The following is a 25,997-nucleotide window of genomic DNA, read 5'->3' as shown; positions in this document are numbered from 1 at the left end:
CTCAGATGCTCCGCAGGGCGCGTTCGAGGATCGCGGCGCCCTCCTCGGCCTCCGCGACGGTGAGGGACATCGGCGGGGCGACGCGCAGCACGCTGGTGCTGTGGCCGCCGCCCTTGCCGACGAGCAGTCCGTCGGCGCGGGCCGCCTCCAGCACGGTGGACGCCGCCTCGGGGGCGGCCTCGTCGGTGCCGGGACGGGTCAGCTCGACGCCGATCATCAGGCCGCGTCCGCGCACCTCGCGCACGTGCGGCACCTGGGCGGCGGCGGCGCGCAGCCGTTCGATGAGCAGGCCGCCGACGCGCCGGGCGTTGCCCTGGAGGTCGTGTTCGAGGAGGTGGTTGAGGTTGGCGAGGCCCGCGGCCATGGTGAGCTGGGTGCCGCCGAAGGTGGAGATGCTGTTGGCGTCCAGGCAGTTCATGATCTCGGCGCGGGCGACGACCCCGCCGATCGACATGCCGTTGCCGATGCCCTTGGCGAAGGTGACGATGTCCGGCGGACCGCTCCTCCCGTGCGCCTGCCAGCCCCAGAAGTGCTCGCCGGTGCGGCCCCAGCCGGTCTGCACCTCGTCGGCGATCCACAGGATGCCCCGCTCGTGCAGCACCTCGCGGAAGGCGGCGTACAGGCCGTCCGGCGGCGAGGTGAAGCCGCCGACGCCCTGGACGGGTTCGGCGATCAGCGCGGCGGGGGCGCGGGTGTGGCCGAGGAGGTCCACCAGGTCGGCGACGCAGGCGTCGATGAAGTCCCGGTCGTCCAGGTGGGCGTAGGGGCCGCGGGTGCGGACGCCGCCGTGCACGTAGAGGGTCTGGAGCGGGGAGAGGGAGGTCGGGGACCAGCCGCGGTTGCCGGTGATGCCGACGGCGCTGAAGGAGCGGCCGTGGTAGCTGTTGCGCATCGCCAGGATCGTGTTGCTGCGCCGGTACGCGGTGGCGAGCAGCAGGGCGGTGTCGTTGGCCTCGGTGCCGGAGGTGGTGAAGAAGACGCGGGCGTCGGGGATGCCGGACAGCTGGGCGACGCGTTCGGCCAGTTCGACCATCGGCCGGTTGAGGTAGAGGGTCGAGGAGTGGATGATCCGCCCGGCCTGTTCGGCGACGGCCTTGGTGACCTCGGGCAGGGCGTGCGCGGTCATCGTGGTGAGGATGCCGCCGAAGAAGTCGAGGTACTTGTTGCCGGCGGCGTCCCAGACGTGCCGGCCCTCGCCGTGGGTGATCTCCAGCGGGTCCTCGTAGTAGAGGGCGAGCCAGTCGGGCAGGACGGCGCGGTGGCGGGCGTAGAGGTCACGGGTCACGGCCGCACCAGCCCCTCGTAGGCGTCGGGGCGGCGGTCGCGGTAGAAGGCCCACTGCTGCCGGACCTCGTCGATGAGGTCGAAGTCCAGGTCGCGGACGACCAGCTCCTCCTTGGTGTCGCTGGCCGTGTCGCCGACGAACTGGCCGCGCGGGTCCACGAAGTACGACGTGCCGTAGAAGTCGTTGTCGCCGTACTCCTCGACGCCGACCCGGTTGATGGCGGCGACGAAGTACTCGTTGGCGACGGCCGCGGCGGGCTGTTCGAGCTGCCACAGGTGGGCGGAGAGGCCGCGGTGGGTGGCGGACGGGTTGTACACCAGCTGGGCCCCGCCGAGGCCGAGTTGGCGCCAGCCCTCCGGGAAGTGGCGGTCGTAGCAGATGTAGACGCCGACCTTGCCGACGGCGGTGTCGAAGACCGGCCAGCCGAGATTGCCGGGGCGGAAGTAGAACTTCTCCCAGAAGCCCTTGACCTGCGGGATGTGGTGCTTGCGGTAGGTGCCGAGGACGGTGCCGTCGGCGTCGATCACGGCCGCGGTGTTGTAGTAGAAGCCGGACTGCTCGACCTCGAAGACGGGGACGACGACGACCATGCCGGTCTCGCGGGCCAGCGCCTGCATGCGGCGGACGGTGGGGCCGTCGGGCACGGGCTCGGCCCAGCGGTAGTGCTCGGGGTCCTGGACCTGGCAGAAGTAGGGGGCGTTGAACACCTCCTGGAACCCGATGACCTTGGCGCCCCGCCGGGCGGCCTCCCGGGCGTGCTCCTCGTGTTTCGCCACCATGGACTCGGTGTCGCCGGTCCAGGTGGCCTGGACGAGAGCGGCACGTACGACGTTGGCCATGAGCTGCTCCTTCGACACGACGTCAGAGCCTCTACGCCCGTAGAGCAGGCCGTAGAGGGACGAACGTAAGCCTGGCCGGAGGGGCTTGCCAAGACCATCGTCGTCAAGGCGCGGTGTCGATCGTGTTTCGCACTCCTGTGGGTGAGTGCCGCCGCCTCAGGCCGGCACGGGCGCGCACCTGCCCACCAGCTCGTCCATGGACAGCCCCAGCGCGCCGGCCAGCGCGGCCACCGTGAAGAACGCCGGGGTGGGCGCCCGGCCGGTCTCGATCTTGCGCAGCGTCTCGGCGGAGATGCCGGCCTGGGCGGCGACCGCCGTCATGCTCCGCTCGCCGCGGGCCGCGCGGAGCAGGCGCCCGAGCTGCTCGCCGCGCTCGCGCTCTTCGGGGGTCAGAGGGGTGCGTACCATGTCGTCATTCTAATACCGGCTTCCCGTACCGGTCCCACCCCGCCGCCGATCCGTCGCCCCCACGCGTGTTCCCAATTAAAATACCGGTATAGTAATTGGCATGGTGGAACTGAAGACGGACACATCGATCGACGCCATGCACGCGGCCGGACAGGTCGTCGCGCGCGCCCTGACCGCCGTACGGCAGGCCGCTGACGTGGGCGTGTCCCTGCTGGAGCTGGACGCGGTGGCGCACGAGGTACTGCGGGAGGCGGGCGCGGGCTCGCCGTTCCTCGGCTACCGCCCCTCCTTCGCTCCGACGCCCTTCCCGGGCGTCATCTGCGCGTCGGTGAACGACGCGATCGTGCACGGCATCCCGGACGGCTACCGGCTGCGCGACGGGGACCTGGTCTCCATCGACTGCGGCGCCCTCCTGGACGGCTGGGCGGGCGACTCGGCGCTCAGCTTCGTGGTGGGCACCCCGCGCCCGGCCGACGTGACGCTGATCGAGACTGCGGAGCGGGCCCTGGATGCGGGCATCGGGGCGGCCGTCGTCGGCAACCGCATCGGCGACATCGCGCACGCCATCGGCACGGTGTGCCGGTCGGCCGGTTACGGGATCATGGAGGACTTCGGCGGCCACGGCATCGGCCGGCACATGCACGAGGACCCGGGGGTGCCCAACGAGGGCCGCCCGGGACGCGGGCTCCCGCTGCGGCACGGCATGGTCCTCGCCATCGAGCCCATGCTGATCGCCGGCGGTCGCGACGACTACCACGCGGCTCCCGACGGCTGGACCCTGCGCACGAACGACGGCTCCCGGGCGGCGCACGTGGAGCACACCGTGGCGATCACGGACAGCGGCCCACGCGTCCTGACGTCGAGGGACGGCCTCTGAGAGACGGGGCGACGGGTCCCGGGCCGGCCCGGGGCCGGGTCGGGACCGGGTCGGGAGCGGGACGGGAACGGGACGGGACCGGGTCGAAAGCGAGCCGGGAACGGGTCGGGACCGAGAGTCCGGCCGGGGTCCGGGCCCGGGAGCCGGGTCGTGGCCCGAGCCGGTGGTCGGCCCGGGTCACGGGTCGCGGGTGCTGCTTCCGGCCGGGCTCCGGCCGGGTTCCGGACGTGCCCGGCGGAACGGAACGTGTCATGTTGGGCATGACCGCACGCCTGCCGGGTTACCCGGCCCCGGCACGTCGATCAGCGATGCAGCGGAGGTCCGTACACCATGACCAGCGGCTACATGGGCCCGGAGGGCGACCCGTTCGCGGAATTCCTGGCACGCTTCTTCGGCGGGCCCAGGCCCCGGCAGATCGACATCGGCCGGCTGCTCAGCCAGCCCGCCCGGGAGCTGGTGCGCGGCGCCGCCCAGTACGCCGCCGAGCACGGCAGCCGCGACCTGGACACCGAGCACCTGCTGCGGGCCGCGCTCGCCACCGAGCCGACCCGGGGGCTGCTCAGCCGGGCCGGTGCCGACCCCGACTCGCTGGCCTCGCAGATCGACGAGCGGACCGGCCCGGTGCAGCACCCGCCGGGCGAGGTCCCGCCGCCCACCTCGCTCTCGCTCACCCCGGCCGTCAAGCGCGCCCTGCTCGACGCGCACGAGCTGGCCCGCTCCACCGGCACCGGGTACATCGGCCCCGAGCACGTGCTCAGCGCCCTGGCCGCCAACCCGGACTCGGCCGCCGGGCACATCCTGAACGCGGCCCGGTTCGCGCCCTCGAACCTGCCCACCGAGACGCCGGACGCCGCGAAGGGCCGTCCCGAGAGCAGCCGCACCACGAACACGCCCACTCTCGACAAGTACGGCCGCGACCTCACCGATCTGGCCCAGCAGGGCCGGATCGACCCGGTGATCGGGCGCGAGGGGGAGATCGAGCAGACCGTCGAGGTGCTCTCCCGGCGCGGCAAGAACAACCCCGTCCTGATCGGTGACGCCGGGGTCGGCAAGACCGCGATCGTGGAGGGTCTGGCGCAGCGCATCACCGACGGCGACGTGCCCGACGTGCTGATCGGGCGCCGCGTGGTCGCCCTGGACCTGACCGGCGTGGTCGCGGGCACCCGCTACCGGGGCGACTTCGAGGAGCGGATGAACAACATCGTGGGCGAGATCCGCGCCCACTCCGACGAGCTGATCATCTTCATCGACGAGCTGCACACCGTCGTCGGCGCCGGCGGGGGCGGCGAGAGCGGCTCGATGGACGCCGGGAACATCCTCAAGCCGGCCCTGGCCCGCGGCGAGCTGCACATCGTGGGCGCCACCACGCTGGAGGAGTACCGCAGGATCGAGAAGGACGCGGCCCTCGCCCGCCGCTTCCAGCCGATCCTGGTGCCGGAGCCCACCACCGCCGACGCGATCGAGATCCTGCGCGGGCTGCGCGACCGCTACGAGGCCCACCACCAGGTCCGCTACACCGACGAGGCGCTGGTGGCGGCCGTGGAGATGTCCGACCGCTACCTCACCGACCGGCGGCTGCCCGACAAGGCCATCGACCTGATCGACCAGGCGGGCGCCCGGGTCCGGCTGCGGGCGCGCACCAAGGGCACCGACGTGCGGGCCCTGGAGCGCGAGGTCGACCAGCTGGTCCGGGACAAGGACCAGGCGGTCGCGGACGAGCAGTACGAGCAGGCGACGCAGCTGCGGGACCGGATCGTCGAGCTGAAGCAGCGGATCACCGAGGCCACCGGCGACGGCGAGGCCGACGAGGGCCTGAACCTGGTCGTCGGGACCGAGTCCATCGCCGAGGTGGTCTCCCGGCAGACCGGCATCCCGGTCAGCAGCCTCACCCAGGAGGAGAAGGACCGGCTGCTGGGTCTGGAGTCCCACCTGCACGAGCGGGTGGTCGGCCAGGACGAGGCCGTACGGGTCGTCTCCGACGCCGTGCTGCGCTCCCGTGCCGGGCTGTCCAGTCCCGACCGGCCCATCGGCAGCTTCCTCTTCCTCGGCCCGACCGGCGTCGGCAAGACCGAGCTGGCCAGGGCGCTGGCCGAGGCACTGTTCGGCAGCGAGGACCGGATGGTCCGCCTCGACATGAGCGAGTACCAGGAGCGCCACACGGTCAGCCGCCTGGTCGGCGCCCCGCCCGGCTACGTCGGGCACGAGGAGGCCGGTCAGCTGACCGAGGTGGTGCGCCGGCACCCGTACTCGCTGCTGCTGCTCGACGAGGTGGAGAAGGCGCACCCGGACGTCTTCAACATCCTGCTCCAGGTCCTGGACGACGGGCGGCTGACCGACTCGCAGGGCCGGACGGTGGACTTCTCCAACACGGTCGTCGTGATGACCAGCAACCTGGGCTCGGACGTGATCACCCGGCGCGGCGCCGGGATCGGCTTCGGCGCGGGCGGCGCGGAGGCGGACGAGGAGGCGCGGCGCGAGCAGGTGCTGCGTCCGCTGCGGGAGCACTTCCGGCCCGAGTTCCTCAACCGCGTCGACGAGATCGTGGTCTTCCGCCAGCTCAGCGGCGAGCAGCTGCGGCAGATCACCAGCCTGCTCCTGGAGCAGACCCGCCGCATGGTGCACGCGCAGGGCATCACCGTCGACTTCACCGACGCGGCCGTGGACTGGCTCGCCGAGCGCGGCTACCAGCCCGAGTACGGCGCCCGCCCGCTGCGCCGCACCATCCAGCGCGAGGTCGACAACGAGCTGTCCCGGCTGCTGCTCGACGGGCGGGTCGCGGAGGGCGGCCGGGTGACGGTCGACGTCGAGGACGGGCGGCTGGCGTTCCGGACGCCCGAGCTGCCCGTCCCCGAACTCTGACTACCTCTCCCGCACCGGCGCGACGACCATCGCGGAGCCGCCGCCGCGCCGTACCTTCTCGGCCGCGGCCAGCCACTTGCCGTTCGCCAGGCGCTGCACGGCGGTCGCCGCGCCGATCTCGGGGTTGAGCTTGAAGGAGTGCCCGAGGGCCTCCAGTTGTGCCCGTACGCCGCTGTCGTAGAGCCCGGGTTCCAGCTCGGTCTGGGCGGCGTTGCGCTGGCTGGCGCGCGGGGCGGCGATCGCGTCGACGAGCGGGAGTCCGCGGTCGAGGAAGCCGGTGAGGGTCTGGAGCACGGTGGTGATGATGGTGGCGCCGCCGGGTGAGCCGAGGGCCACGACCGGCCGGTGGTGCCGGTCCAGGACGATCGTCGGAGCGATCGAGGAGCGCGGGCGCTTGCCGGGTCCGGGCAGGTTCGGGTCGTGGACGGCCGGGTTGGCCGGGGCGAAGGAGAAGTCCGTCAGCTCGTTGTTGAGCAGGAAGCCGCGCCCCGGCACGGTGATGCCGCTGCCGCCGGTCTGCTCGATGGTGAGCGTGTAGGCGACGACGTTGCCCCACTTGTCGGCCACCGTGAGGTGCGTGGTGTTCTCGCCCTCGTACGTGGTCGGCGCGGGCGTGCCGCCGCCCGCGCAGGAGGCCGGGTGCCTCGGGTCGCCGGGGGCGAGGGGGCTGGTGAGCACCGCGTCGTCCTTGATCAGGCACTCGCGCGAATCGGCGTACCGCTGCGAGAGCAGTTCCCTCGCCGGTACGTCCTCGAAGGCGGGGTCGCCGACCCAGCGCCCGCGGTCGGCGAACGCGATGCGGCTGGCCTCGATGTAGCGGTGCAGGTAGCCGGCCTTGTCCGCGGCGGAGAGGTCGGTGCGCTCCAGGATGTTGAGGGCCTCGCCGACCGTGGTGCCGCCGGAGGAGGAGGGCGCGATGGAGTAGACGTCCAGACCGCGGTAGGAGGTCTTCGTCGGCGGCTGGAGCTTGGCCGCGTAGGCCGCGAGGTCCTTGGCGGACAGGTCGCCGGGGCGGGCGTTCCAGCCGGAGTCCGGGTCGACGGGCGGCTTGTTGACGGTATCGACGATGTCCTCGCCGAGTTCGCCGTGGTAGATCGCGCCGACGCCCTCGCGCGCCAGCTCCTGGTAGGTGCGCGCCAGGTCCGGGTTCCTGAACGTCGATCCCACGACGGGGAGTTCGCCGCCCGGCAGGAACAGGTCGGCGGTGTCCGGGAAGTAGCGGAACCGCTGCTCGTTGGAGGCGGTCTGGGAGCGGAAGGTCTCGTCGACGGTGAAGCCGTTGCGGGCCAGGCGCTCGGCGGGCTTCAGGACGGAGGACAGCGTGCGGCTGCCCCACCGGTCGAGCGCGGTCTGCCAGGTGGCCGGGGTGCCCGGTGTGCCGACGGCCAGGCCGCTGGTGACGGCATCGGCGAAGGCGAGCGGCTCGCCGTTCTCCGTGAAGAGCTTCTCGTCGGCGGTGAGTGGCGCGGTCTCGCGGCCGTCGATGGTGCGCACCGTGCGGGACCCGGCGTCGTAGTAGACGAAGTAGCCGCCGCCTCCCACCCCGGCCGAGTAGGGCTCGGTGACGCCGAGCGCGGCGGCGGTGGCCACGGCGGCGTCGACGGCGTTGCCGCCCTTGCGGAGCACCTCGATGCCGGCGGCGGAGGCGTCCCGGTCGACGCTGGACACCGCGCCGCCGTACCCGACGGCGACCGGGGTCTTGGGGGCCGCGGGCCCGCTGTGGGCCGTGGGTGGCGCGGCCGCCCCCACCGAGACCACGACAGCGGCCGAGACCGCCAGGACCGTCAGATTCCGTGCGACAGGGCGACGCATCCGCACCTCCAGGGAAAGGCCGTTCGGGCAGCTTAGTTGATCGTCATGGCCGCGTCAGGAGCACGTGGGCAGCGCGTGTCGGGCGCGTGGTGCGCCCGCACCCGCCGCCCGTCGAACACAGGTACGCCGACGCCCGCTAGCATGCGCGCCCATGACTGACGACGTACGCAACATCGTCCTGGGTGTGGTCGCGGCGGGCATCAGCGCCACGCTGGGCTGGCTCGCCCGCACCTACCTGTGGAAGCGGAAACTCCGCCGCAAGCAGGCGTTCTTCGGGCTGCCGGACAGCTCCGAGTCGCTGCTCGTCGTCAACCGGGACCCGGCCGCCTCCGAACCGGCCGTCCACCGCTTCGACGTCTTCGCGCTGCTTGAGCTCTCCGCGCTGATCAAGGACTGCGGCGCGCACGCCCAGGTGGTCACCCAGGACATGGTCGGCCAGGGCTTCGGCGAGCGTACGGAGTTCTGCGTGGGCGGCCCCGGTTCCAACCGGCGCATGGCCGCCCACATGGCGGCGATGCTGCCCGGGGTGCGGATGAACGTCGACCCCGAGCCCGGTCCGGACCGGGGCGCCTTCCAGATCGGCGGCGAGCGCTACCGGCTGGAGGCGGGTGTCACGGAGTACGTGCTGCTGGCCCGCCTGACCGCCGGGGACCGGCGCGAGGCCCGGCCCGCGTTCCTCTTCTGCGGCCAGCGCGCCATCACCAACCAGGCCGCCACCCGCTATCTCGCCCGGCACCACGAGAAGCTGGCCCGCAAGCACGGCAACGACTCCTTCGTGCTGCTGCTCAAGGTGGTCAACTCGCAGGCGTACGGCCCGGACGTGGTCGAGTTGGTCGGCGATGTCACCCGGGCGGCGACCAGCCCCCTGCCGACCCCGGCCCCGGCTTCCCGCACCTCCCACCGGGCCTGACCGGGCGGCGTGCCGTCAGCGCTCAGGACCGGCGTCCGGCCGCACCGTCGACCGCCGCCGTACTGGCGCGCACGACCAGCACGGGCTCGACCGAGGCGGGTTCCGCCGCCGCGTCCGGATCGGCGATGTGCCGCAGCAGGTGGGCGACCGCGAGGGCACCCATCTCGGCGAACGGCTGGGCCACCGTGGTCAGCGAGGGCGAGCAGTACTCGGCGAGCGCGATGTCGTCCACCCCGACGACGGAGATGTCCCGCGGCACCCTGCGCCCGGCCTCGTGCAGCGCCCGGATCACTCCGAAGGCCATCTCGTCACTGGCCACGAACACCGCGGTGACGTCGGGGATCTTCCCCAGGACCAGCCCGTTGCGGTACCCGGAGGCGGGTGTCCAGTCCCCCTCGAGGACCGGCGGCACGGACAGTCCGGCCTCCTGAAGGGTGTCGCGCCAGCCGGCGCAGCGGCTGGCCGCGTCGAGCCACTCCTGGGGCCCCGACACGTGCCAGACGGTCTCGTGACCCAGCTCGATCAGATGCCGGGTCGCCAGGCGTGCCGCCAGGGTCTGGTCGACGGCGACGATCTCGGTGGCCGGTGTCCGCGAACCGTCCACCGTGACGGTCGGCACCGAGCGGGTGAGCCGCTCGATCCGCGGGCTCACGTGCACCAGCGGCACCGAGAGGATGACCCCCTCGACGTCCTGCTCCGCCAGCCGGGACAGCGCGCCCTCGATGGCCGCGGTGTCCAAGGACGCCGTGGCGGCGGTACTGACCGCGTACCCGGCCTCGCGCGCCGCGGACTCGATGCCGAAGAGCAGGTTCGCCCGGGAGTAGAAGGTGGTCCGCAGCGTCACGACGCCGATCGTCCGGCTGCGCCCCGACGACAGCATCCGCGCCGCGTTGTTCTTGCGGTAGCCGAGCTCCTCGACCGCGGCGAGCACCTTGGCGCGGGTGCTGTGCTGGACGTTGGGATGACCGGCCAGGGTGCGGGAGACCGTCTGGGCGGAGACCCCGGCGAGCCGCGCCACGTCGGCCATGCCGGGCTGCCGGACGGCGGGGTCGTCGGCCGACCGTCTGCTCGCGGGCGTCCGGTCGGCCGCCGGCGTTTCCGATGACATCGCTCGCCTCTCCACGAGAACCGCGGCCCTGGCCGCCGTCGCAGGTGATGGTCCCGCCCCGGAGTCTAGCCAGGCGCGACCCATTGGCATCGATAACATCCTCTGCCATAGTTCCCGCCAACGCGGACCTCGCGCGGATCAAGTTTCTCTGAAGACGCCTCTGTCGACACGGAGAAGGGCTAGCGGCAACGAGATGGCAGCGATCACCCCGAAGCGAGCGGCCAGAGTGGACACACCGACAGCCTCATCATCTCCCCCGCCGGGACGCGGACGACCGCCGCGCCCCGGTGCCGTCGTCGCGGCGCTGGTCCTCACGGCCGGTCTGCTGTCGACCGCGGCCCTGCCCGCGGGCGCGGCCCCGCCCCGGGCCGCCCCGGCCCCGGCGCCCGGGACCGCCACACCGGTGGAACTGAGCCGGGGCGGGCTGACCGTCACCGTGGCGAAGGAGTTCCCCCAGGTCATCTCCTACCGGCTGGGGCAGCGCCGTCTCGGCGGGCGGGCAACGGCCCTGGACAGCTTCACCGTCAACGGCGAGACCCACCGCGCGACCACCACCATGAAGGCGAAGGGCAGCCGGGCGAGCTACACCTCCACCTTCGAGGACCTGCCCGGTCTCACGATCACCTCCACCATCACGGTCACCGGGGAGACGACGGTCGTCTTCGCCGTCGAGAAGATCTCCGGCGAGGCCGCGTCGAGCGTACGCACCCTCGCGATCCCCGGTCAGTCCCTGGTCTCCGTCGACTCCGCCGACCCGGGCGCCAACCTCGCCCGGACGAAGATCTCCACGGACTCGACGACGACCGCCGACCGCTTCATCCCCGTCACCGGCGACACCGCCCCGGACAAGGAGCCCGTGGGCACCCCGTACGCGTTCGTCGGCAACGCGGGATTGTCCGCGGGCATCATCACCAACGCGACCGAGGACTCGCCGCAGGACGACAACACCAACGGCAACACGCGCCTGCGGTCCCGCATCGTCGACGCGGGCGAAGGGCGGCGCCGGGCGGAGCTGTCGGTCGGCACGTACACCTACCGTCCCCGGGGCGCGACCGATCCACGCGTCGACACCTACGAGCTGCCCCGGGCGACGGTGGTCCTCGCCGCCGACGCCAACCGGGACGGCACGGTCGACTGGCAGGACGGGGCCATCGCCCACCGGGAGCACATGCGCCGCCCGCTCGGCGCGGACCGGGTGCCCGAACGCGTGGTCCAGCGCATCCCGTTCAACTTCGCCGGCCAGGCCACCAACCCCTTCCTGAAGACGCTGGACAACACCAAGCGCATCTCCATGGCCACCGACGACCTCGGGCAGTGGGTGCTGGAGAAGGGGTACGCGAGCGAGGGCCACGACTCCGCCCACCCGGACTACGGCGGCAACGAGAACGTCCGCGCGGGCGGGTGGAAGGACCTGAACCGCCTCACCCGGACCGGTGCCGACTACAACGCGGACTTCGCCGTGCACGTCAACGCCACCGAGGCCTACGCACAGGCGAGGACCTTCAGCCAGGCCATGGTCGAGGGGCAGCCGAACGGCTGGGACTGGCTCAACCAGGCGTACCACATCGACCAGCGCCAGGATTTGGGCACCGGCGCCGTCCTCGACCGGTTCAGGCAGCTCCGCAAGGACGCACCGGGCATCAGGACCGTCTACATCGACGCCTACTACTCCAGCGGCTGGCTGGCCGACGGTCTGGCCGCCGAGCTGCGCAGGATGGGCTTCGAGGTCGCCACCGAGTGGGCGTACAAGTTCGAGGGCTCCTCGGTGTGGTCGCACTGGGCCGCCGACAAGGACTACGGCGGCGCCACCAACAAGGGCATCAACTCCGACATCGTCCGGTTCATCGCCAACTCCGACCGCGACGTGTGGAACGTCGACCCGCTGCTCGGCGGCGCCAGTGTCGTCGAGTTCGAGGGCTGGACCGGCCAGGACGACTGGAACGCCTTCTACCGCAACATCTGGACCGACAACCTGCCGACCAAGTTCCTCCAGCACTTCCAGGTGATGGACTGGGACCGCGGCAGGTCCGCGCGGCTCACCGGCGGTGTGAGCGTGCAGTCCGTCGACGGCGAGCGGCGGATCTCCATGGACGGCATCGAAGTCCTCAGGGGCGACACCTACCTGCTGCCCTGGCAGAACGCCGGGAAGGGCGACGGCACCACCTCGCCCCGCGACGCCGACAAGATGTACTTCTACAGCGCCTCCGGCGGCGAGCACACCTTCGAACTGACCGAACGGTTCGCGGGCGACGAGGACTTCACCCTCTACGCGCTCACCGACCAGGGCCGGGCGAAGAAGGCCCGGGTGACGGCCCACGACGGGCGGGTGACCCTCACCGCCGAGAAGGGGCGGCCGTACGTCCTGGTGCCGGACGGCGGCAGGGCGCCTCACCGGGACGCGCGCTACGGCCAGTTCACCGGGCTGTCCGACCCCGGCTTCAACGGCGGGGACCTCGACGGCTGGAACGCGCGGGGCGGCGCGGAGATCGTCCGGGCCGGCAACGGGGACAACGTGGTCCGACTGGGCGACGGCGCCTCCGGCATCGCGCAGCGGGTCCGCGGTCTGACCCCGGGCAAGCGGTACACGCTCGGCGCGGACGTCGAGATCGGCCCCGGCGAGCGCCGGGAGACGACGCTGCGGGTGCGCGGTGGCAAGGACAGCGAGGCCAGGACCTTCGACATCACACCGGCGCGGAACAGGATGGCGGCCGACGAGAAGCGGGACACCTACTCCCAGCGGGCCTCGGTCTCCTTCACCGCGCCGCGCGACGGCACGGTCACCGTGGAACTCGGTGCCGTCGCGGGCCGCGCCGCGGTCGTCCTGGACGACGTACGCGTCATGGCGGACACCACCGCCCCGCTCCCCCGCTCCCAGGACGGCACCGTCGTCGCCCACGAGGACTTCGAGGGCAACCAGCCCGGCTGGGGACCCTTCGTCAAGGGCGACGCGGGGGGCGTCAGCGACCCCCGCACCAGCGTCAGCGACCTGCACGCGCCCTACAGCCAGAAGGAGTGGAAGAACACCTACTCCCCCTACGACTCGGGCACCTTGCGGGGCAAGGCGGTCGACGACGTGCTCGCGGGCCGGCACTCGCTGAAGTCCCACGCCGAGAACACCGGGCTGGTCCACCGCACGACCCCCGCGACGGTGCCCTTCCAGGAGGGCCACAGGTACCGGGTCTCCTTCTCCTACCAGACCAACATCGAGGGCCAGTGGGCCTGGGTCACCGGCGCGGACCGGGTCGCCGACGGGAGGACCGCCTCCCGGGACATCACCCGTGACGCGCTGGCACCGGCCCTGGACACGGCGTCCTACTCCCGGGAGATCGTCGCCGGCTGCGGGGACACCTGGGTCGGACTGCGCAAGCTCGGCAGCGCCCGGGGCACCGATCTCGCCCTCGACGACTTCACCGTGACCGACCTGGGCGAGGCGGAGACCGGGGCCGCCTGCGCCGGTGTCACGGCACCCTCCGGCGCCGAGCTGAGCCCCGGCGTGCCCGGTGAGTACGTCACGACGTTCACCAACCACGAGTCCGCCGACGCCGACAACGTGGGCATCGCCCTCCAGGGACTGCCCAAGGGCTGGAAGGCCGAGGTGAAGGAGAAGGACGGCAACCTCTTCGCGCGCGTGCAGCCGGGCGCGACCGTGCGCACCACCTGGCTCCTCACCCCGCCGGCCGGCACGACCGACACCTCCGCCACGTGGAAGGTGACGGCCACCTACGCCCATGCGGGAGCCACCAGGACCGTCTCGTCCGACGCCCGCGCCGCGGTGACCGCGGAACCCGTTCTCGCACCGGGTTCGACGACCGCGACCGCCGACTCGGAGAACGGCTCGTCGGGGGCCGCCGAGGGGCCGGTCTCCAACGTTCTCGACGGTGACGCCGGCACCATCTGGCACACCGACTACACCGCTTCCCAGGCGCCGTATCCGCACTGGGTGACGCTGAAGCTCGGCGGCGCCGCCGACATCGACGGGTTCGGGTACCTGGGCCGGCAGAGCGGCGGCCAGAACGGCCGTGTCGCCGGCTACGAGGTCGCCGTGTCGGACGACGGCGCGGACTGGACGACGGTGGCCCGCGGCACCCTGAAGGACGTCCCGCAGACCCAGCGCGTCTCCTTCGACCGGGTCCGCGCCTCCTACGTGCGGTTCACCGCGCTCGACGCGCTCAACGGGCAGCCCTACGCGGCCGCCGCGGAGATGCGCGTGTACGGCGTGCCCGTGGACCTCCCCACGGGCTACCCGCCGGGGGAACGCCCGGCCGCCGTCGGCCGAAGCGGTCAGTCGAAGGTCTCGACGTACTCCTCCGACGGCCCGAGGCCGGGGCGGTCGTGCAGGGCGACGCGGTCGCCGAAACGTTCGAGTTCCAGCACGGTCAGGGTGTTGTCGCCGGGGCGCAGGAGCGGGCCGGGCAGGTAGAGCGTGGTCTGGGGCCCGATCTCCCAGTAGCGGCCCAGCAGGGTGCCGTTGACCCACAGGAACCCCTTGCCGAACCCGGGCAGGGCGACGAAGGTGTCCGCGGGCTCGGCCACGGACAGGACCGCGGTGGCGAACCCCGCCCGGCCGTCCGAGGGGGCCGCCGCAGCGGCGCGTGCCGTGTCCCGCGAGGTCCACGCGTCGAGCGGCAGGGGACGCGTCGTCCAGCCGTGCACCAGCCGTCGCTCCACCCGGACGCCGCCGAGGATGCCCTTGCCCTGGCCGAGCAGCGGGCCGTAGTTGATCCGCCCCTGGTTCTCCACCAGCAGCGCCAGCCGGACCCGCGCGCCGGTCCCGGAGACGGTGAAGGAGGCGCTCTCGCGGTCCAGTACGGCGACGGGTGTGTCGTCGACGAACACCTGGGCGCGGTCGTGCAGACCCGTGACGGTCACCTCGTGGTTCCCGGGGGGCAGCAGCGGCTCGGCCTCGTAGAGCATCAGGCCGGAGGCCAGGGACAGTTCCTCGAAGCTCGGCGGCAGCGGTGCGGACACCGGCTCGGACACCGCGCGCAGCGCGTCGAGCAGGCCCGCGTGCCGGGTGACCGGCAGGTCGCGGGGGGCCAGCAGCGGTGGGTCGGCCGGCAGCGGTCGCCGGGCTCCGGCGCCGTCGAGCGCGGTCAGTCTGTCCCGCAGGGCGATGAACTTCGGGGTCAGGGCACCGTTCTCGGCGATGGGGGCGTCCGAGTCGTAGCTGGTGACGGTCGGCTGGAGGCCCTCGCCGTCGTGGTTGGCGCCCGCCCACAGCCCGAAGTTGGTGCCCCCGTGCGCCATGTAGAGGCTCACCGAGCCGCCTTCGTCGAGGATGCCGCCGAGGTCCTCGGCCGCGCTCGCCGCCGACCGGACGTGGTGCTTCTCGCCCCAGTGGTCGAACCAGCCGTTCCAGAACTCGGCGCAGAAGAACGGCTCCCCGCTCCGGCGCGAGCGCAGCAGCGCCGCGGCCTCGGCGGGACGTGAGCCGAAGGTCGCCGCCGCCAGTTCGCCGGGCAGGGCTCCGCCGTCCTGCATCAGCGGGGTCGGTCCGTCCGCGGTGTAGAGCAGTTCGGTGATGCCCCGGCCGACGAGGGCGTCCCGGATGTGGCGGACGTAGGAGTGGTCGTCGCCGTAGCTGCCGTACTCGTTCTCGATCTGCACGGCCACGACCGGTCCGCCCCGGCCCGCCTGGAGGTCCGCGACGCGGGGGATCAGCGCGTCGAACCAGCGGTCGACCGCTTCGAGGAAGGGGCCGTGGGACGTGCGCAGCCGCATGCCCGGGGTGCCGGTCAGCCAGGCGGGCAGACCGCCGTTGTCCCACTCGGCGCAGATGTACGGGCCCGGCCGCACGACGACGTCCAGCCCCTCGTCCTGGGCGAGCCGGACGAAGCGGTCCAGGTCGCGCGGGCCGTCGAAGCGGATGTCGCCCGGGGTGCGTTCGTGGAAGTTCCACGGGACGTAGGTGTCGACCGTGTTCAGACCGAGGGCGGCCAGCCGTCGGAGCCGGTCGGCCCAGTGTCCGGGATGAACCCGGAAGTAGTGCAGCGAGCCGGCCAGGAGGCGGTGCGGGCGCCCGTTCCGCAGCAGGGTGCCGTCGGCGTGGGTGAGGGTGGATCGCTGCACGGTGCCTCCTTGACCATCGATAGCTGCGACTATGGCAGACGTTGTTATCGATGCCAATCCTTCTCCGGGCGCGACCAGCAGGCCGGCGCCGGAGGCGACCTGCGGTGCTGCTGGCATCGCTATCAGGACCGCTACGGCACACCGTCGACCTCAGGAGCTCGCGCGGGACCGGCGAGCGGCAGGACATGTGGGCCGGTCCAGGACGGCGGGGGTCGGCGCACGCGCCTTCCGGTGCGTACGCCGACCGGTCGTGCTCAGCAGGCGCCGAGGTCCTCCCAGACGCCCCACTCGCCGGTGGTGCCGGGCTCCTCGCCCGTCACCCACCACTTGGCACGCCAGGTGCGGCCGTCGTGGGAGACGGTCTCGCCACCGTTGTAGACGCTCCCGGCGCTCCAGGCTCCCGCGACGCAGTCGCCCGGCTGGTCGTCGCCGCCGCCGTCTCCACCACCGTCGTCACCGCCGCCGCCACCGATGTTGACGTCGATGCAGGCGTAGAAGGCGTTGGCGGTGTCCGCGATGTTCCAGACCGCGAGCACCTTCTGCCGCCCGCTGAACCCGCCGAAGTCCAACTGGTGGCTGACCGAGGCGGGCGGCAGGGCGCCGTGCCCGTCGAACTGGGCGATCTTCCGGTCGCCGATGAAGTACTGCCAGTTGCTGGTGGCGTGCCGTGCCTCGATGGTCCAGGTGAAGGTGTGCGTGGTGCCGATCGGGGTGACCCGCCAGCCCTTGCTGTCGTCGTCCAGGTCGGCCCACCGGGCGTCCCCGCCACTGCAGTTGCGCAGTCCCTTCGGGCCCTCGACGCTCGCCGGTTCCCACTTGATCTGGCCGCACTGCACCACGCGGTTGGCGCACTGGTCCTGCCGGCTCCCCGGCGAGACCACCCAGCCGTGGGCGCTCGCCGTGGGCGCCGGCAGGCTCAGGGCCACCACGGGAGCGACCAGCGCTCCCACGGCGGCGGCCACCCTTCTTTTCATGCGCATGACATCACTGTTCCCTTCGGTCCGCGTCGAATCAGCCTGCCCCGGCTTACGACGGTGCCGATGAGGCAACCCGCCCGCAGGTCTAGACCTGCGCGTGTAGGTCTAGACCTTAGCGAAGGAGTGGGGGCCGTCAAGGGGGTGCGCGTCGCGCCAACGTCCAAGGCCGAGGGGCCCCTTGTGCCGGGCGGCCCCGTGTAGTGGGCTGTCCGCCATGAAGAAGAGAAGCATGGCGGCCCTGACCGCGATCCTGGTCGTGGCCTCCCTCGCCGCGGCGGCGCCCGGTCAACGGGCCGCGGCCGCCGGCTCCGGACCCGGCGACGCGGCGCGATCCGCCGAGTCGACGCTGGTCGGCGGGGTCGACCTCGACACGGTGACCATCCCCGAACTCCAGGCCCGCATGAACCGCGGATCGCTGTCCTCGCTCAAGCTGACCCGCGCCTACCTGCGGCGGATCAAGGCCGTCGACCCGAGGATCAACTCGGTGCTGCGCACCAGCCCGACGGCCCTGCGCCAGGCGGCCGCCAGCGACCTGAGGCATCGTCTCGGCAAGACCCGGGGCCCGCTGGACGGCATCCCCGTTCTGCTCAAGGACAATGTGAACACCCGTGACATGCCGACCACCGCCGGGTCGCTGGCCCTCGCCGGGAGCCCACCGGACACCGACGCGGACCTGGTCGGGAAGCTGCGGGCGGCCGGCGCGGTGATTCTCGGCAAGACCAACCTCTCCGAGTGGGCCAACTTCCGCGCGGCGAAGCCGACGTCGGGGTGGTCGGCGGTGGGCGGGCAGACCAACAACCCGTACGTCCTGGACCGCAATCCCTGCGGTTCGTCCTCCGGTTCGGCCGCGGCGCTCGCCGCGTCGCTGGCCCAGGTGGCGGTCGGGACCGAGACGGACGGCTCCATCGTGTGCCCCGCCGGGATGAACGGCGTGGTCGGCCTCAAGCCCAGCCTCGGAGTGGTCAGCCAGTCGGGCGTCGTACCGATCTCCGCCGAGCAGGACACCGCGGGGCCCATGGCCCGCAACGTGACCGACGCCGCGCTCACCCTCGCCGTGCTCGGCGGCCGTGACACCGTGCGCACCGGCGGCGCCGCGAGCCTCACGGACGCGGTCGGCCCTCCCGGCAGCCTGCGCGGCAAACGGATCGGCCTGTGGCGGCTGCCCTCGCTCGGCGCCGAGGTGGACGCCCTCATGAGCCGTACCGCGCAGCGGCTGACCGCTGCGGGGGCCGAGGTCGTCGAGGTGACCATGCCCTATCAGGAGCGGCTGGCCGAACTCGAGTTCCCGGCGCTGCTGAGCGAGTTCCACCGGGACATCGACGCCTACCTCCCGACTCGCGGCGGGCCGCAGGACCTGGCCGAGCTGATCGAGTTCAACCGCACGCACCCGCGGGAGCAGACCTGCTTCGCCGGCCAGGAGCTGTTCGAGCAGGCGCTGGCCGCGCCGCCCACCACGGACCCGGAGTACCGGGCGATGCGCGCGGAGTTGACCGACCTGTCCCGGCGGTCCATAGACGAGGTCATGGCCGCGCACGGCCTGGACGCCATCGCCTCCCCGGCGAACCCGCCCGCCTGGACCACCGACTGCGCGCGCGGCGACAACGACGTGATCCCGTCCTCGACCCCCGCCGCCGTCGCCGGGTACCCCTCGCTGTCCGTGCCCGCCGGCTTCGTCGGGGAGCTGCCGGTGGGGCTGCTCCTCATGGCCGGCGACCGCCAGGACGCCGAACTGCTGTCCCTGGGGGCGGCGGTGGAGCACCGGCTGGACGCCTGGCGGGCGCCCCGGTATCTGCCCTCGGCTCCGTCCGGCACCGCACGCTGAGCCGACCGGCGAGCGCCGAGCCGTCGAGCGGTGCCTCGACGCGGTCGCTCGCCGGTATGCAGCTGACCTTCTCCTCGCCCGCGAGCAGTGATCTCCGGCTGCACCCTGCGTAGTCCCCCGTGCGTCCGCGTCCGATCCGACCACCGCAACGTATCGAGACAAACAGCACGAATACCACCGACACGCACCTTTTGATCATTACCCCTATTTAAGGCGGGCTTTGGGGAAGGCGTGACGGCGGGCGACCGCGGCGGCGGCTCCGCGGTGCGCACTTCGGCCCACGCCTCGCCTCACGCCTCGGCGACTTCTCCGTACAGCTGGGAGAGTTCGGGCACGCCGTCCTCCGCCCACGCCTGGCCGTTCGCCACCACGTCGAACTCCCGGCCGGAGGCGAGCCGGACGACCGGCTGACCGTCGGAGCGGATGGCCCAGGCGGCGCCGGGCACGGTGCGCACGATCACGGTGCCGAGGTACAGACCGGCGTCGTTGCCGAGCCAGGTCAGGATCTCCTCGTCGCTGCGCCAGCGTGGCAGCACCTGGTCCAGCTGTTCCAGGGAGAGCGCGGAGTCGTCGAGCCTGACCCCCTCCCGCAGCGCCTGCGAGCGCAGCAGATCACAGTCGGCGAGCAGCTCGCCGATGCCCTCCGCGTCGTGCGCCCGGGGATCCTCGCGCCGCTTGCCCAGGAAGGGGAAGTTCATACCTCCACACTGTCATTCGTACCGCCATGTGCACCACAGGGCACGCGGATGGTGTGCGCGGCGTGCACTGCCCTGCACGGCGTGCGCGGCGTGCGCGGCGTGCGCGGCGTGCGCGGCGTGCGCGGCTACAGGTCCAGGTCCACGACGACCGGCGCGTGGTCCGAGGCACCCTTGCCCTTGCGCTCCTCGCGGTCGACGTAGGAGTCGGTGACCGCCTTGGCGAAGGGCTCGTTGCCGTACACCAGGTCGATGCGCATGCCGCGGTTCTTGGGGAAGCAGAGCTGGCGGTAATCCCAGTACGTGAAGGGATGGTCGTACTTGAGCGGGCGCGGGACCACGTCGGACAGGCCGGCGCCGCGCAGGGAGGCGAGGGCGGCGCGCTCGGCGGGGGTGACGTGGGTGGCGCCCTCGAAGGCCGCACGGTCGTAGACGTCCTCGTCGGCCGGCGCGACGTTGTAGTCACCCATCACGGCGAAGGGGCGGCTGCCGGAGGCATCGCCCTCGACGGCGGCGCGCAGGGCCTCGAACCACTGGAGCTTGTAGGCGTAGTGCGGGTGGTCCACCTCGCGCCCGTTCGGCACGTATACGGACCAGACGCGGGCCGGGCCGCAGGTGGCGGAGATCGCGCGGGGCTCCTGGACGCCCTCGTAGCCCGGGTCGCCGGGCAGGCCCTTGACCACGTCGTCGAGGCCGACGCGGGAGAGCACCGCCACGCCGTTCCACCGGCCGGTGGCGTGGACCGCCGCCTCGTAGCCCGCCTCCCGCAGCTCGTCGAAGGGGAACTGCGCCTCGGCGACCTTGGCCTCCTGGAGGCACAGCACGTCGGTGCCGCTGCTCTCCAGCCAGGCGAGCAGCCTCGGCAGGCGGGCGGTGATCGAGTTCACGTTCCAGGTCGCGATGCGCATGTCCCACAACCTACCGGGCGGCACTGACAACGGGTCCCGCCCGGGGTCCGGCCCCGGGTCTCACACCCGGGCGGAGTCGCCCGGCGTCAGCCGCAGGTGCTCGGAGCCGCCCAGCTCGCCGATCTGACGGTCGTAGATCGGGCGGGCGAGGTCGGTGAGGAGGGCGTCGTGGATGTCGTAGGCCCGCCGCGGTTTGACCTCGCGGACGTACTCGATCACCTCGGCGATCTTGTTCCACGGGGCCATGACCGGCAGCATCAGCGTCTCGACCGGACGGTCGGGGACGGTGAGGGCGTCGCCGGGGTGGAAGACCTTGCCGCCGTCCACCAGGAAGCCGACGTTGGTGACGCGCGGGATGTCCGGGTGGATCACCGCGTGCAGCTCCCCGTGGACCTGTACGTCGAAACCGGCGGCGGTGAAGGTGTCGCCGTGACCGACGGTGTGGACACGGCCCGGGAACGCCGCCGAGATCTTCTCCGCGACCGACTTCAGCGTCCAGATCGCGGCGGCCGGGTTGTCCTCCATGGCGGCGCGCAGCCGCAGCTCGTCGAAGTGGTCCGGGTGCTCGTGGGTGACGAGGATCGCGTCCGCGCCCAGGGCGGCGTCCTCCTCGCTGAACCCGCCGGGGTCCAGGACGAGCGTCTGCCCGTCCTTCTCGAGGCGGACGCAGGCGTGCGACTTCTTGGTGAGCTTCATGACTCCATCCTGCCGCCGCGCGCCCGCTCCCCGCCCGTGGGGCTCACTCGGGCGGTGTCGTCTCCTCGCGGATGACCTGCTGGGCCACCCGGAACGCGCCGCTCGCGGCCGGCACGCCGCAGTAGACGGCCGCCTGGAGCAGTACTTCCTTGATCTCGCCCGGGGTGAGGCCGTTGCGCAGGGCGGCCCTGAGGTGGGGTGCCAGCTCGTCCAGGTGACCGCCGGCGACCAGGGCGGTGAGGGTGACGCAGCTGCGCGAGCGCCGGTCGAGGCCCGGACGGTCCCAGATCTCTCCCCAGGCGTACCGGGTGAGGAACTCCTGGAAGTCCCCCGAGAACTCGTCCGCCTGCGCGAGCGCCTGGTCGACGTGCCCGTCGCCGAGGACCTCTCGGCGCACCTTGAGCCCCGCGTCGTACGGATCGGGCCGCCCCTGTGCCTGCGGCGGCACGGCGGGGGCCGGGGCGATCTCGGCGATGGGCACGGTCTGCGGCGGCTGGACCGGCACCGGCTGGACGGGCCCGGCGCCGGTCCCGGCGACCGGTACCGGGTGCGCGGGGTGGACCGGGACGGGGATCTGGCCGGTGGAGGTGGCGTCGTGGGCGGCCTGCCAGGCGGTGGTGAAGTGCCGCACCAGCAGGTCGGTGACGGCGGCGGGCTGCTCGACCGGGACCAGGTGGGAGGCGCCGGGGACCACCGCGAGGCGGGCGTCGGGGATGCCGGCGACCAGGGTGCGGGCCTCGGCGGGGCCGGTGACCTGGTCGTCGGAGCCGACGAGGACCAGGGTGGGGACGCCGACCCGGCCGAGTTCGCCGCGCACGTCGAAGGCGGCGAGGGCCTCGCAGGCGGAGATGTAGCAGCCGGGATCGGTGGTCCGCACCATCTGCACGGCCCATTCGGTGATCGCGGGCTGGGCGGCCGCGTACCCGCCGGTGAACCAGCGCTCGGGGGAGCTGCGGGCGATGGGGTCGAGCCCGTTGGTGCGCACGATCACGCCGCGCTGGCGGAACTCGTCGGCCGTGCCGAACCGGGGCGAGGCGGCGATCAGCGCGAGGGAGGCGAGTCGCTCGGGGTGGCGCAGGGCCAGCTCGATGCCGACGGCACCGCCGAAGGCGCAGCCTGCGTACCCGAAGCGGTGCACGCCGAGTCCGTCGAGGGTGGCCAGCAGACGCGTGGTGAGTTCGGCGACGGACCCTGCCGGGTGGGCCGGGGCACCGCCGTGTCCGGGCAGGTCGAACCGGAAGACCCGCCACTGCTGAGCCAGTTCGGGCACCTGCCGGTCCCACATGTGCCATGTAGCACCGAGGGACGGCCCCATGACCAGGACCGGGGCCTGTTCCGGCCCGTCAAAGCGGTATTGCATGCTGTCGACGTTCTTCTCACTCACCCGTTCACGCTCCCACATCTCACATTCTCTTCGTGAACGGGGGCGGACCCACTCGCCAGACCTCCCCACGTGTCCGCCGTCGGCCGCAGGTCCTCCACATCCGGCTTCACGTACCAGCGCTTCGTGGTCCGGACGTCGGCGTGACCGGCCCAGCGGGCGAGGAGGTGGTCCGGGACCTCGTGGTTCGCCAGGTACGTCAGGCAGCTCGCACGGGCGTCGTACAGACGGACCCGACGCAGCCCGCTGCGGTCCATGACCTTGTAAGCCCGCTCACGCAGTTGCCGCCCGTTGAGCGCTCTTCCCCGAGCGTCCACAAGAACGTAGCCGCTGTCTTCGTACACCTGACCCGCCGCCGTCTTCTCGGCTGCCTGAGCAGCCCGGAACTCGGTCAAAGCAGCCACAACCGGAGCCGGCAGAGGGAGCTGCCGCTCACCGGCGGGTGACTTGGTGGTCTTCTCCACCACGATGTCGTTCCCCATGACCGTCCGGGTGTTGGTGATGGACACGGTGGCTTCGTCCAGGTCGATGTCCGTCCAGCGCATGCCACAGATCTCCGCCGGCCGAAGACCCATCAGAGCCAGGAGGAACGGTGCCTGCAGGCGATCACCTGCGATCGCACGAACAAAGGCGCGCACTTCCGCGACGCTCCACGGCGGCACAGCCTCCCTGGCCCTGCGCTCTGCCTTCCGTGCCCTACGGGGAACGGTCACCTCACGAGCGACGTTCACCTGGAGCAAGCCTTGTGTCACTGCCCGGTCAAGCGCCTCCTTCAGCCGGGCCAGCGACATCTGGACCGAAGTCGCCCCCAGGCCGGTGCCCGGCCTCCCTCCCCGCCCACGCCCCTCCTGGAGCGCCCATCGCATCCATGCGTCGACATGGTCCTCGGTGAGGTCCTGGAGCCGGATGTGTCCAAGCCTTCCGCGGACGCGGGCCAAGGTCATGGTGTAGCTGTAGGCAGTACTCTCTTCCAGATCTTCTGCCTTCATGGACAGCCACTGATCGAGCCACTCGTCCACGGTGATCTGACTGAGCGGCGCGCGCGCCGCCTCGTAGCGACGATGCACGATGCTCGCGTACTCCGCCTTCGCCTCCCTCAACGTCCCGAACGTACGGGTCACCTGCTTACGCTTCCCCGTGACCGGATCAGGGCCTGCATCGACCACAAACCGGTACCGGACCCTGCCCTTGCTATCCGGAACGAGCTTCTTGATGGGGTCGGACAGGACTACTCACTCTCCTAGAGGGTCTCGACTCCTCTTGACCCACACGGATCCAACGCTGAACCCAGTGAACATGAACTCCCTCAAGGGTCGCCATCCTCGCCGGTTTGGCCAACCGGCGATCAACGTCTATGTTGCGCCCCGCCCGCAACGTCCGCACCGGCACCCCACGGCCCCGACGCTTCGAACCCCTCACCGCCGACGAAGCCCGCCAGCTCCTCACCTACGCAGGAGGTCACCGGCTGCACGCCCTGTTCGAACTCGCCCTCCACACCGGACTCCGCAAGGGCGAACTCCTCGGCCTCCGCTGGGAAGACCTCGACCTCGACGCGGGCACCGCCGCCATCCGCCGCACCCTTCAGCGCACCGCCGTAGGCGGGCTCACCACGCTGCCCACCAAGACCCGGGCATCCGAACGCCGCATCGCCCTCCCCACGTGGTGTCTGTGGTGTCTCCAGTCACTGAAACTCCACCGGGAGCAGCAGCACGAACGCGAGGCCACAAACACCGCGTGGCAGCACAGCGGGCACGTGTTCACCACGGTGCAGGGCACACCGATCGACCCGACCAACCTCACCCGCACCTTCACCACCCTCCTCCGCCGCGCCGGCCTCCGTCGCATCCGCTTCCATGGCCCAAGTACGGCTAACACAATGAGGTGGATCAGTCCTGGCTGCCGTGTCCGGCACGAGAGTTGAGCGTTCGGTCCGGTGTGGGGACGTCGCCGTGGATAGTGTCGGATGAACTGTGGGACCGTCTGGAGCCGCTGCTGCCGCAGCGTGAGCGCAGGTTCCGGCATCCAGGTCGCAAGCCGTTGCCGGACCGGGCGGTGCTGTGCGGGATCTTGTACGTGCTGCACACCGGGATCCAGTGGGAGTACCTGCCCAAGGACCTCGGCTTCGGGTCGGGCATGACGTGCTGGCGCCGGCTGCGGGACTGGAACGAGGCTGGCGTCTGGCAACGGCTGCACGAGATCCTGCTGGCCGAACTGAACGCGGCCGCACGTCTGGACTGGTCCCGCTGCGTGGTCGACTCCTCCTACGTCAGGGCGCTAAAAGGGGGCAGCACACGGGCCCATCACCGGTCGACCGGGGACGAGCCGGCTCCAAGCATCACTTGATCACCGACGGACACGGCACCCCGCTCGCGGTCCTGCTGACTGGCGGCAACGGCAACGACGTCACCCAGCTCCTGCCCCTGCTCGACGCGATCCCGCCGGTCCGCGGCCGGGTCGGTCATCCTCGCCGGAAGCCGGACTCCCTGTTCGCCGACCGCGGGTACGACCACGACATCTACCGGGACCAGGTCCGTGCCCGCGGCATCGTGCCCGCGATCGCCCGCCGCGGCACCCTGCACGGCACCGGACTGGGCACCTACCGCTGGGTTGTGGAGAGGAGCTTTGCCTGGTTGCACGGCTTCCGTCGCCTGCGAATCCGCTGGGAACGGCGAGCCGACATCCACGAAGCATTCCTCAAACTCGCCTGCTGCCTCATCACCCATCGGCAGCTCAGGGCATTGCGCTGACACTGGAACCGCTGGGCACTCCATGGATGTCCGTGGCTCATGCCATGATCCGGCCTCATGAGTGACCGATCGCTTTCGCCTGCCTGGCTGGCCTCGTGGACAGAGAGGGTCAGCGGGACTCTCACGGCCAGGACAGGCGAGTTCGAGCATCGGCACGGCTTTCCTCCTGGGATCAACCAGGTCCGGCCGGCGGACCACGATGATCAAGCCGCGGCACACACGCTCGCCCAAGTCACCCCTACACCAGCTGACCTGGTCACCTTCTACGAAAGCATCGGTGACGTCACATGGGAGGACGTCGGCAACGGCTACTTCCTCGATACGGCCGGTGACCTCCTGCTGCGGCTCCAGGAGTACGGCGTTGTCGACGTCGGCACGGACGAAAAGAGCCGTGGCCTGGTCATCGGCTCGAACGGCGGCGGCCTGATCTATGTCGCGGGGCCTGATGGGGCCGTTTACCGGACGCGGACGGCTTCGCTGGACGAAGCGGAGCTCGACAAGGTAGCCGATGACCTACGACAGTTTCTGGAGCTGCTGGAGCGTTCCCTGACAAGGTTCAACGCCGACGGCGAGCCGGGATACCTGTAAGCACAGGCCCAACGAC

At 71.8% G+C, this 25,997-nt stretch carries 17 protein-coding genes and 3 pseudogenes; 8 read left to right on the top strand and 12 right to left on the bottom strand.

Going from position 1 to position 25,997, the window contains the following annotated elements; genetic code table 11:
- Position 1 precedes the first annotated feature (1 nt).
- The 3 genes from BZZ08_RS10635 to BZZ08_RS10625 all read right to left on the bottom strand — a co-directional run bounded on the left by BZZ08_RS10635 (position 2) and on the right by BZZ08_RS10625 (position 2,532).
- On the bottom strand, positions 2 to 1,285 hold the full coding sequence (locus tag BZZ08_RS10635) for an aspartate aminotransferase family protein (RefSeq protein ID WP_104631922.1): 1,284 nt from the start codon (positions 1,283 to 1,285) through the stop codon (positions 2 to 4).
- A complete protein-coding gene (locus BZZ08_RS10630) occupies positions 1,282 to 2,124 on the bottom strand; it encodes a nitrilase-related carbon-nitrogen hydrolase (protein ID WP_104631921.1) in 843 nt (280 codons plus the stop codon). The genes BZZ08_RS10635 and BZZ08_RS10630 overlap by 4 nt, the downstream gene beginning before the upstream one ends.
- A 156-nt stretch (positions 2,125 to 2,280) precedes the next feature.
- Entirely contained in the window at positions 2,281 to 2,532 is a 252-nt protein-coding gene (locus BZZ08_RS10625) for a helix-turn-helix domain-containing protein (RefSeq protein WP_007445836.1), read from the bottom strand.
- Positions 2,533 to 2,632: 100 nt separating this feature from the next.
- Here BZZ08_RS10625 and map point away from each other — a divergent pair, with 100 nt between their 5' ends.
- Complete coding sequence (gene map, locus BZZ08_RS10620) at positions 2,633 to 3,409, top strand: type I methionyl aminopeptidase (protein ID WP_104631920.1); 777 nt, start codon at positions 2,633 to 2,635, stop codon at positions 3,407 to 3,409.
- 330 nt (positions 3,410 to 3,739) lie between these two features.
- Entirely contained in the window at positions 3,740 to 6,268 is a 2,529-nt protein-coding gene (locus BZZ08_RS10615) for an ATP-dependent Clp protease ATP-binding subunit (protein WP_104631919.1), read from the top strand.
- Here the strand turns inward: BZZ08_RS10615 and ggt are convergent, their stop codons facing one another.
- Positions 6,269 to 8,080 (bottom strand): gamma-glutamyltransferase, encoded by a 1,812-nt coding sequence (ggt, locus tag BZZ08_RS10610; protein WP_104631918.1) that lies wholly within the window; start codon positions 8,078 to 8,080, stop codon positions 6,269 to 6,271.
- 151 nt (positions 8,081 to 8,231) lie between these two features.
- Between ggt and BZZ08_RS10605 the strand changes: the two genes are divergently transcribed.
- Complete coding sequence (locus BZZ08_RS10605; RefSeq protein ID WP_104631917.1) at positions 8,232 to 8,990, top strand: hypothetical protein; 759 nt, start codon at positions 8,232 to 8,234, stop codon at positions 8,988 to 8,990.
- 22 nt (positions 8,991 to 9,012) lie between these two features.
- On the opposite strand, the gene BZZ08_RS10600 is transcribed toward BZZ08_RS10605, so the two are convergent.
- Entirely contained in the window at positions 9,013 to 10,098 is a 1,086-nt protein-coding gene (locus BZZ08_RS10600; protein WP_104631916.1) for a LacI family DNA-binding transcriptional regulator, read from the bottom strand.
- On the opposite strand from BZZ08_RS10600, the pseudogene BZZ08_RS10595 reads away from it, so the two are divergent.
- Positions 10,016 to 14,290 (top strand): annotated as a pseudogene (locus BZZ08_RS10595) (endo-alpha-N-acetylgalactosaminidase family protein); the annotation flags it as partial. The gene BZZ08_RS10600 and the pseudogene BZZ08_RS10595 sit on opposite strands and share 83 nt — an antisense overlap.
- 89 nt (positions 14,291 to 14,379) lie before the next feature.
- On the opposite strand, the gene BZZ08_RS10590 reads toward BZZ08_RS10595, so the two are convergent.
- Both BZZ08_RS10590 and BZZ08_RS10585 read right to left on the bottom strand, forming a co-directional pair.
- Positions 14,380 to 16,167 carry a glycoside hydrolase family 35 protein gene (locus BZZ08_RS10590; protein ID WP_104631915.1) on the bottom strand — a complete coding sequence of 596 codons (1,788 nt, stop codon included), beginning with the start codon at positions 16,165 to 16,167 and terminating at the stop codon, positions 14,380 to 14,382.
- A 254-nt stretch (positions 16,168 to 16,421) separates the two neighbouring features.
- Entirely contained in the window at positions 16,422 to 17,147 is a 726-nt protein-coding gene (locus tag BZZ08_RS10585; RefSeq protein ID WP_104631914.1) for a lytic polysaccharide monooxygenase, read from the bottom strand.
- A gap of 211 nt (positions 17,148 to 17,358) precedes the next feature.
- On the opposite strand from BZZ08_RS10585, the gene BZZ08_RS10580 reads away from it, so the two are divergent.
- Positions 17,359 to 18,966, top strand: a complete 1,608-nt coding sequence (locus BZZ08_RS10580) for an amidase family protein (RefSeq protein ID WP_104631913.1) — start codon at positions 17,359 to 17,361, stop codon at positions 18,964 to 18,966.
- 290 nt (positions 18,967 to 19,256) lie between these two features.
- Here the strand turns inward: BZZ08_RS10580 and BZZ08_RS10575 are convergent, their stop codons facing one another.
- From BZZ08_RS10575 to BZZ08_RS10555, 5 genes are all read right to left on the bottom strand, one after another.
- A complete protein-coding gene (locus tag BZZ08_RS10575; RefSeq protein WP_104631912.1) occupies positions 19,257 to 19,664 on the bottom strand; it encodes a DUF6278 family protein in 408 nt (135 codons plus the stop codon).
- A gap of 125 nt (positions 19,665 to 19,789) precedes the next feature.
- The gene (locus tag BZZ08_RS10570) at positions 19,790 to 20,569 is read right to left on the bottom strand and encodes an exodeoxyribonuclease III (RefSeq protein ID WP_104631911.1); all 780 of its coding nucleotides are present in this window, start codon (positions 20,567 to 20,569) and stop codon (positions 19,790 to 19,792) included.
- 60 nt (positions 20,570 to 20,629) lie between these two features.
- On the bottom strand, positions 20,630 to 21,265 hold the full coding sequence (locus BZZ08_RS10565) for an MBL fold metallo-hydrolase (RefSeq protein ID WP_104631910.1): 636 nt from the start codon (positions 21,263 to 21,265) through the stop codon (positions 20,630 to 20,632).
- 43 nt (positions 21,266 to 21,308) lie between these two features.
- Positions 21,309 to 22,625: a bifunctional 3-oxoadipate enol-lactonase/4-carboxymuconolactone decarboxylase PcaDC gene (gene pcaDC / locus BZZ08_RS10560; RefSeq protein WP_446750249.1), complete on the bottom strand. Its 1,317-nt coding sequence runs from the start codon at positions 22,623 to 22,625 to the stop codon at positions 21,309 to 21,311.
- A gap of 20 nt (positions 22,626 to 22,645) precedes the next feature.
- Positions 22,646 to 23,767, bottom strand: a complete 1,122-nt coding sequence (locus BZZ08_RS10555; RefSeq protein ID WP_446750248.1) for a site-specific integrase — start codon at positions 23,765 to 23,767, stop codon at positions 22,646 to 22,648.
- Positions 23,768 to 24,012: 245 nt separating this feature from the next.
- On the opposite strand from BZZ08_RS10555, the pseudogene BZZ08_RS10550 reads away from it, so the two are divergent.
- The 3 genes and pseudogenes from BZZ08_RS10550 to BZZ08_RS10540 all read left to right on the top strand — a co-directional run.
- A pseudogene (locus BZZ08_RS10550) lies at positions 24,013 to 24,567 on the top strand (site-specific integrase); the annotation flags it as partial.
- Positions 24,528 to 25,393, top strand: a pseudogene (locus BZZ08_RS10545) (IS5 family transposase). The pseudogenes BZZ08_RS10550 and BZZ08_RS10545, both read left to right, overlap by 40 nt.
- A gap of 57 nt (positions 25,394 to 25,450) precedes the next feature.
- Positions 25,451 to 25,981 (top strand): SMI1/KNR4 family protein, encoded by a 531-nt coding sequence (locus tag BZZ08_RS10540; RefSeq protein ID WP_241965433.1) that lies wholly within the window; start codon positions 25,451 to 25,453, stop codon positions 25,979 to 25,981.
- Positions 25,982 to 25,997 lie beyond the last annotated feature (16 nt).

It is taken from the genome of Streptomyces sp. MH60, assembly GCF_002939385.1.
Classification (GTDB): Bacteria; Actinomycetota; Actinomycetes; order Streptomycetales; family Streptomycetaceae; genus Streptomyces.
The sequence above is the reverse complement of the archived record's forward strand: the minus strand, read 5'-3'. Positions and strand labels throughout refer to the sequence as shown.

Bases quoted from the DNA above. Each gene is read 5' to 3' on its own strand.
- BZZ08_RS10605 (WP_104631917.1), top strand. From the start codon at position 8,232: ATGACTGACGACGTACGCAACATCGTCCTGGGTGTGGTCGCGGCGGGC.
- BZZ08_RS10615 (WP_104631919.1), top strand. From the start codon at position 3,740: ATGACCAGCGGCTACATGGGCCCGGAGGGCGACCCGTTCGCGGAATTC.
- BZZ08_RS10630 (WP_104631921.1), bottom strand. From the start codon at position 2,124: ATGGCCAACGTCGTACGTGCCGCTCTCGTCCAGGCCACCTGGACCGGC.
- BZZ08_RS10540 (WP_241965433.1), top strand. From the start codon at position 25,451: ATGAGTGACCGATCGCTTTCGCCTGCCTGGCTGGCCTCGTGGACAGAG.
- ggt (WP_104631918.1), bottom strand. From the start codon at position 8,080: ATGCGTCGCCCTGTCGCACGGAATCTGACGGTCCTGGCGGTCTCGGCC.
- BZZ08_RS10585 (WP_104631914.1), bottom strand. From the start codon at position 17,147: ATGCGCATGAAAAGAAGGGTGGCCGCCGCCGTGGGAGCGCTGGTCGCT.
- BZZ08_RS10575 (WP_104631912.1), bottom strand. From the start codon at position 19,664: ATGAACTTCCCCTTCCTGGGCAAGCGGCGCGAGGATCCCCGGGCGCAC.
- BZZ08_RS10580 (WP_104631913.1), top strand. From the start codon at position 17,359: ATGAAGAAGAGAAGCATGGCGGCCCTGACCGCGATCCTGGTCGTGGCC.
- BZZ08_RS10600 (WP_104631916.1), bottom strand. From the start codon at position 10,098: ATGTCATCGGAAACGCCGGCGGCCGACCGGACGCCCGCGAGCAGACGG.
- BZZ08_RS10565 (WP_104631910.1), bottom strand. From the start codon at position 21,265: ATGAAGCTCACCAAGAAGTCGCACGCCTGCGTCCGCCTCGAGAAGGAC.
- BZZ08_RS10570 (WP_104631911.1), bottom strand. From the start codon at position 20,569: ATGCGCATCGCGACCTGGAACGTGAACTCGATCACCGCCCGCCTGCCG.
- pcaDC (WP_446750249.1), bottom strand. From the start codon at position 22,625: ATGCAATACCGCTTTGACGGGCCGGAACAGGCCCCGGTCCTGGTCATG.
- map (WP_104631920.1), top strand. From the start codon at position 2,633: ATGGTGGAACTGAAGACGGACACATCGATCGACGCCATGCACGCGGCC.
- BZZ08_RS10625 (WP_007445836.1), bottom strand. From the start codon at position 2,532: ATGGTACGCACCCCTCTGACCCCCGAAGAGCGCGAGCGCGGCGAGCAG.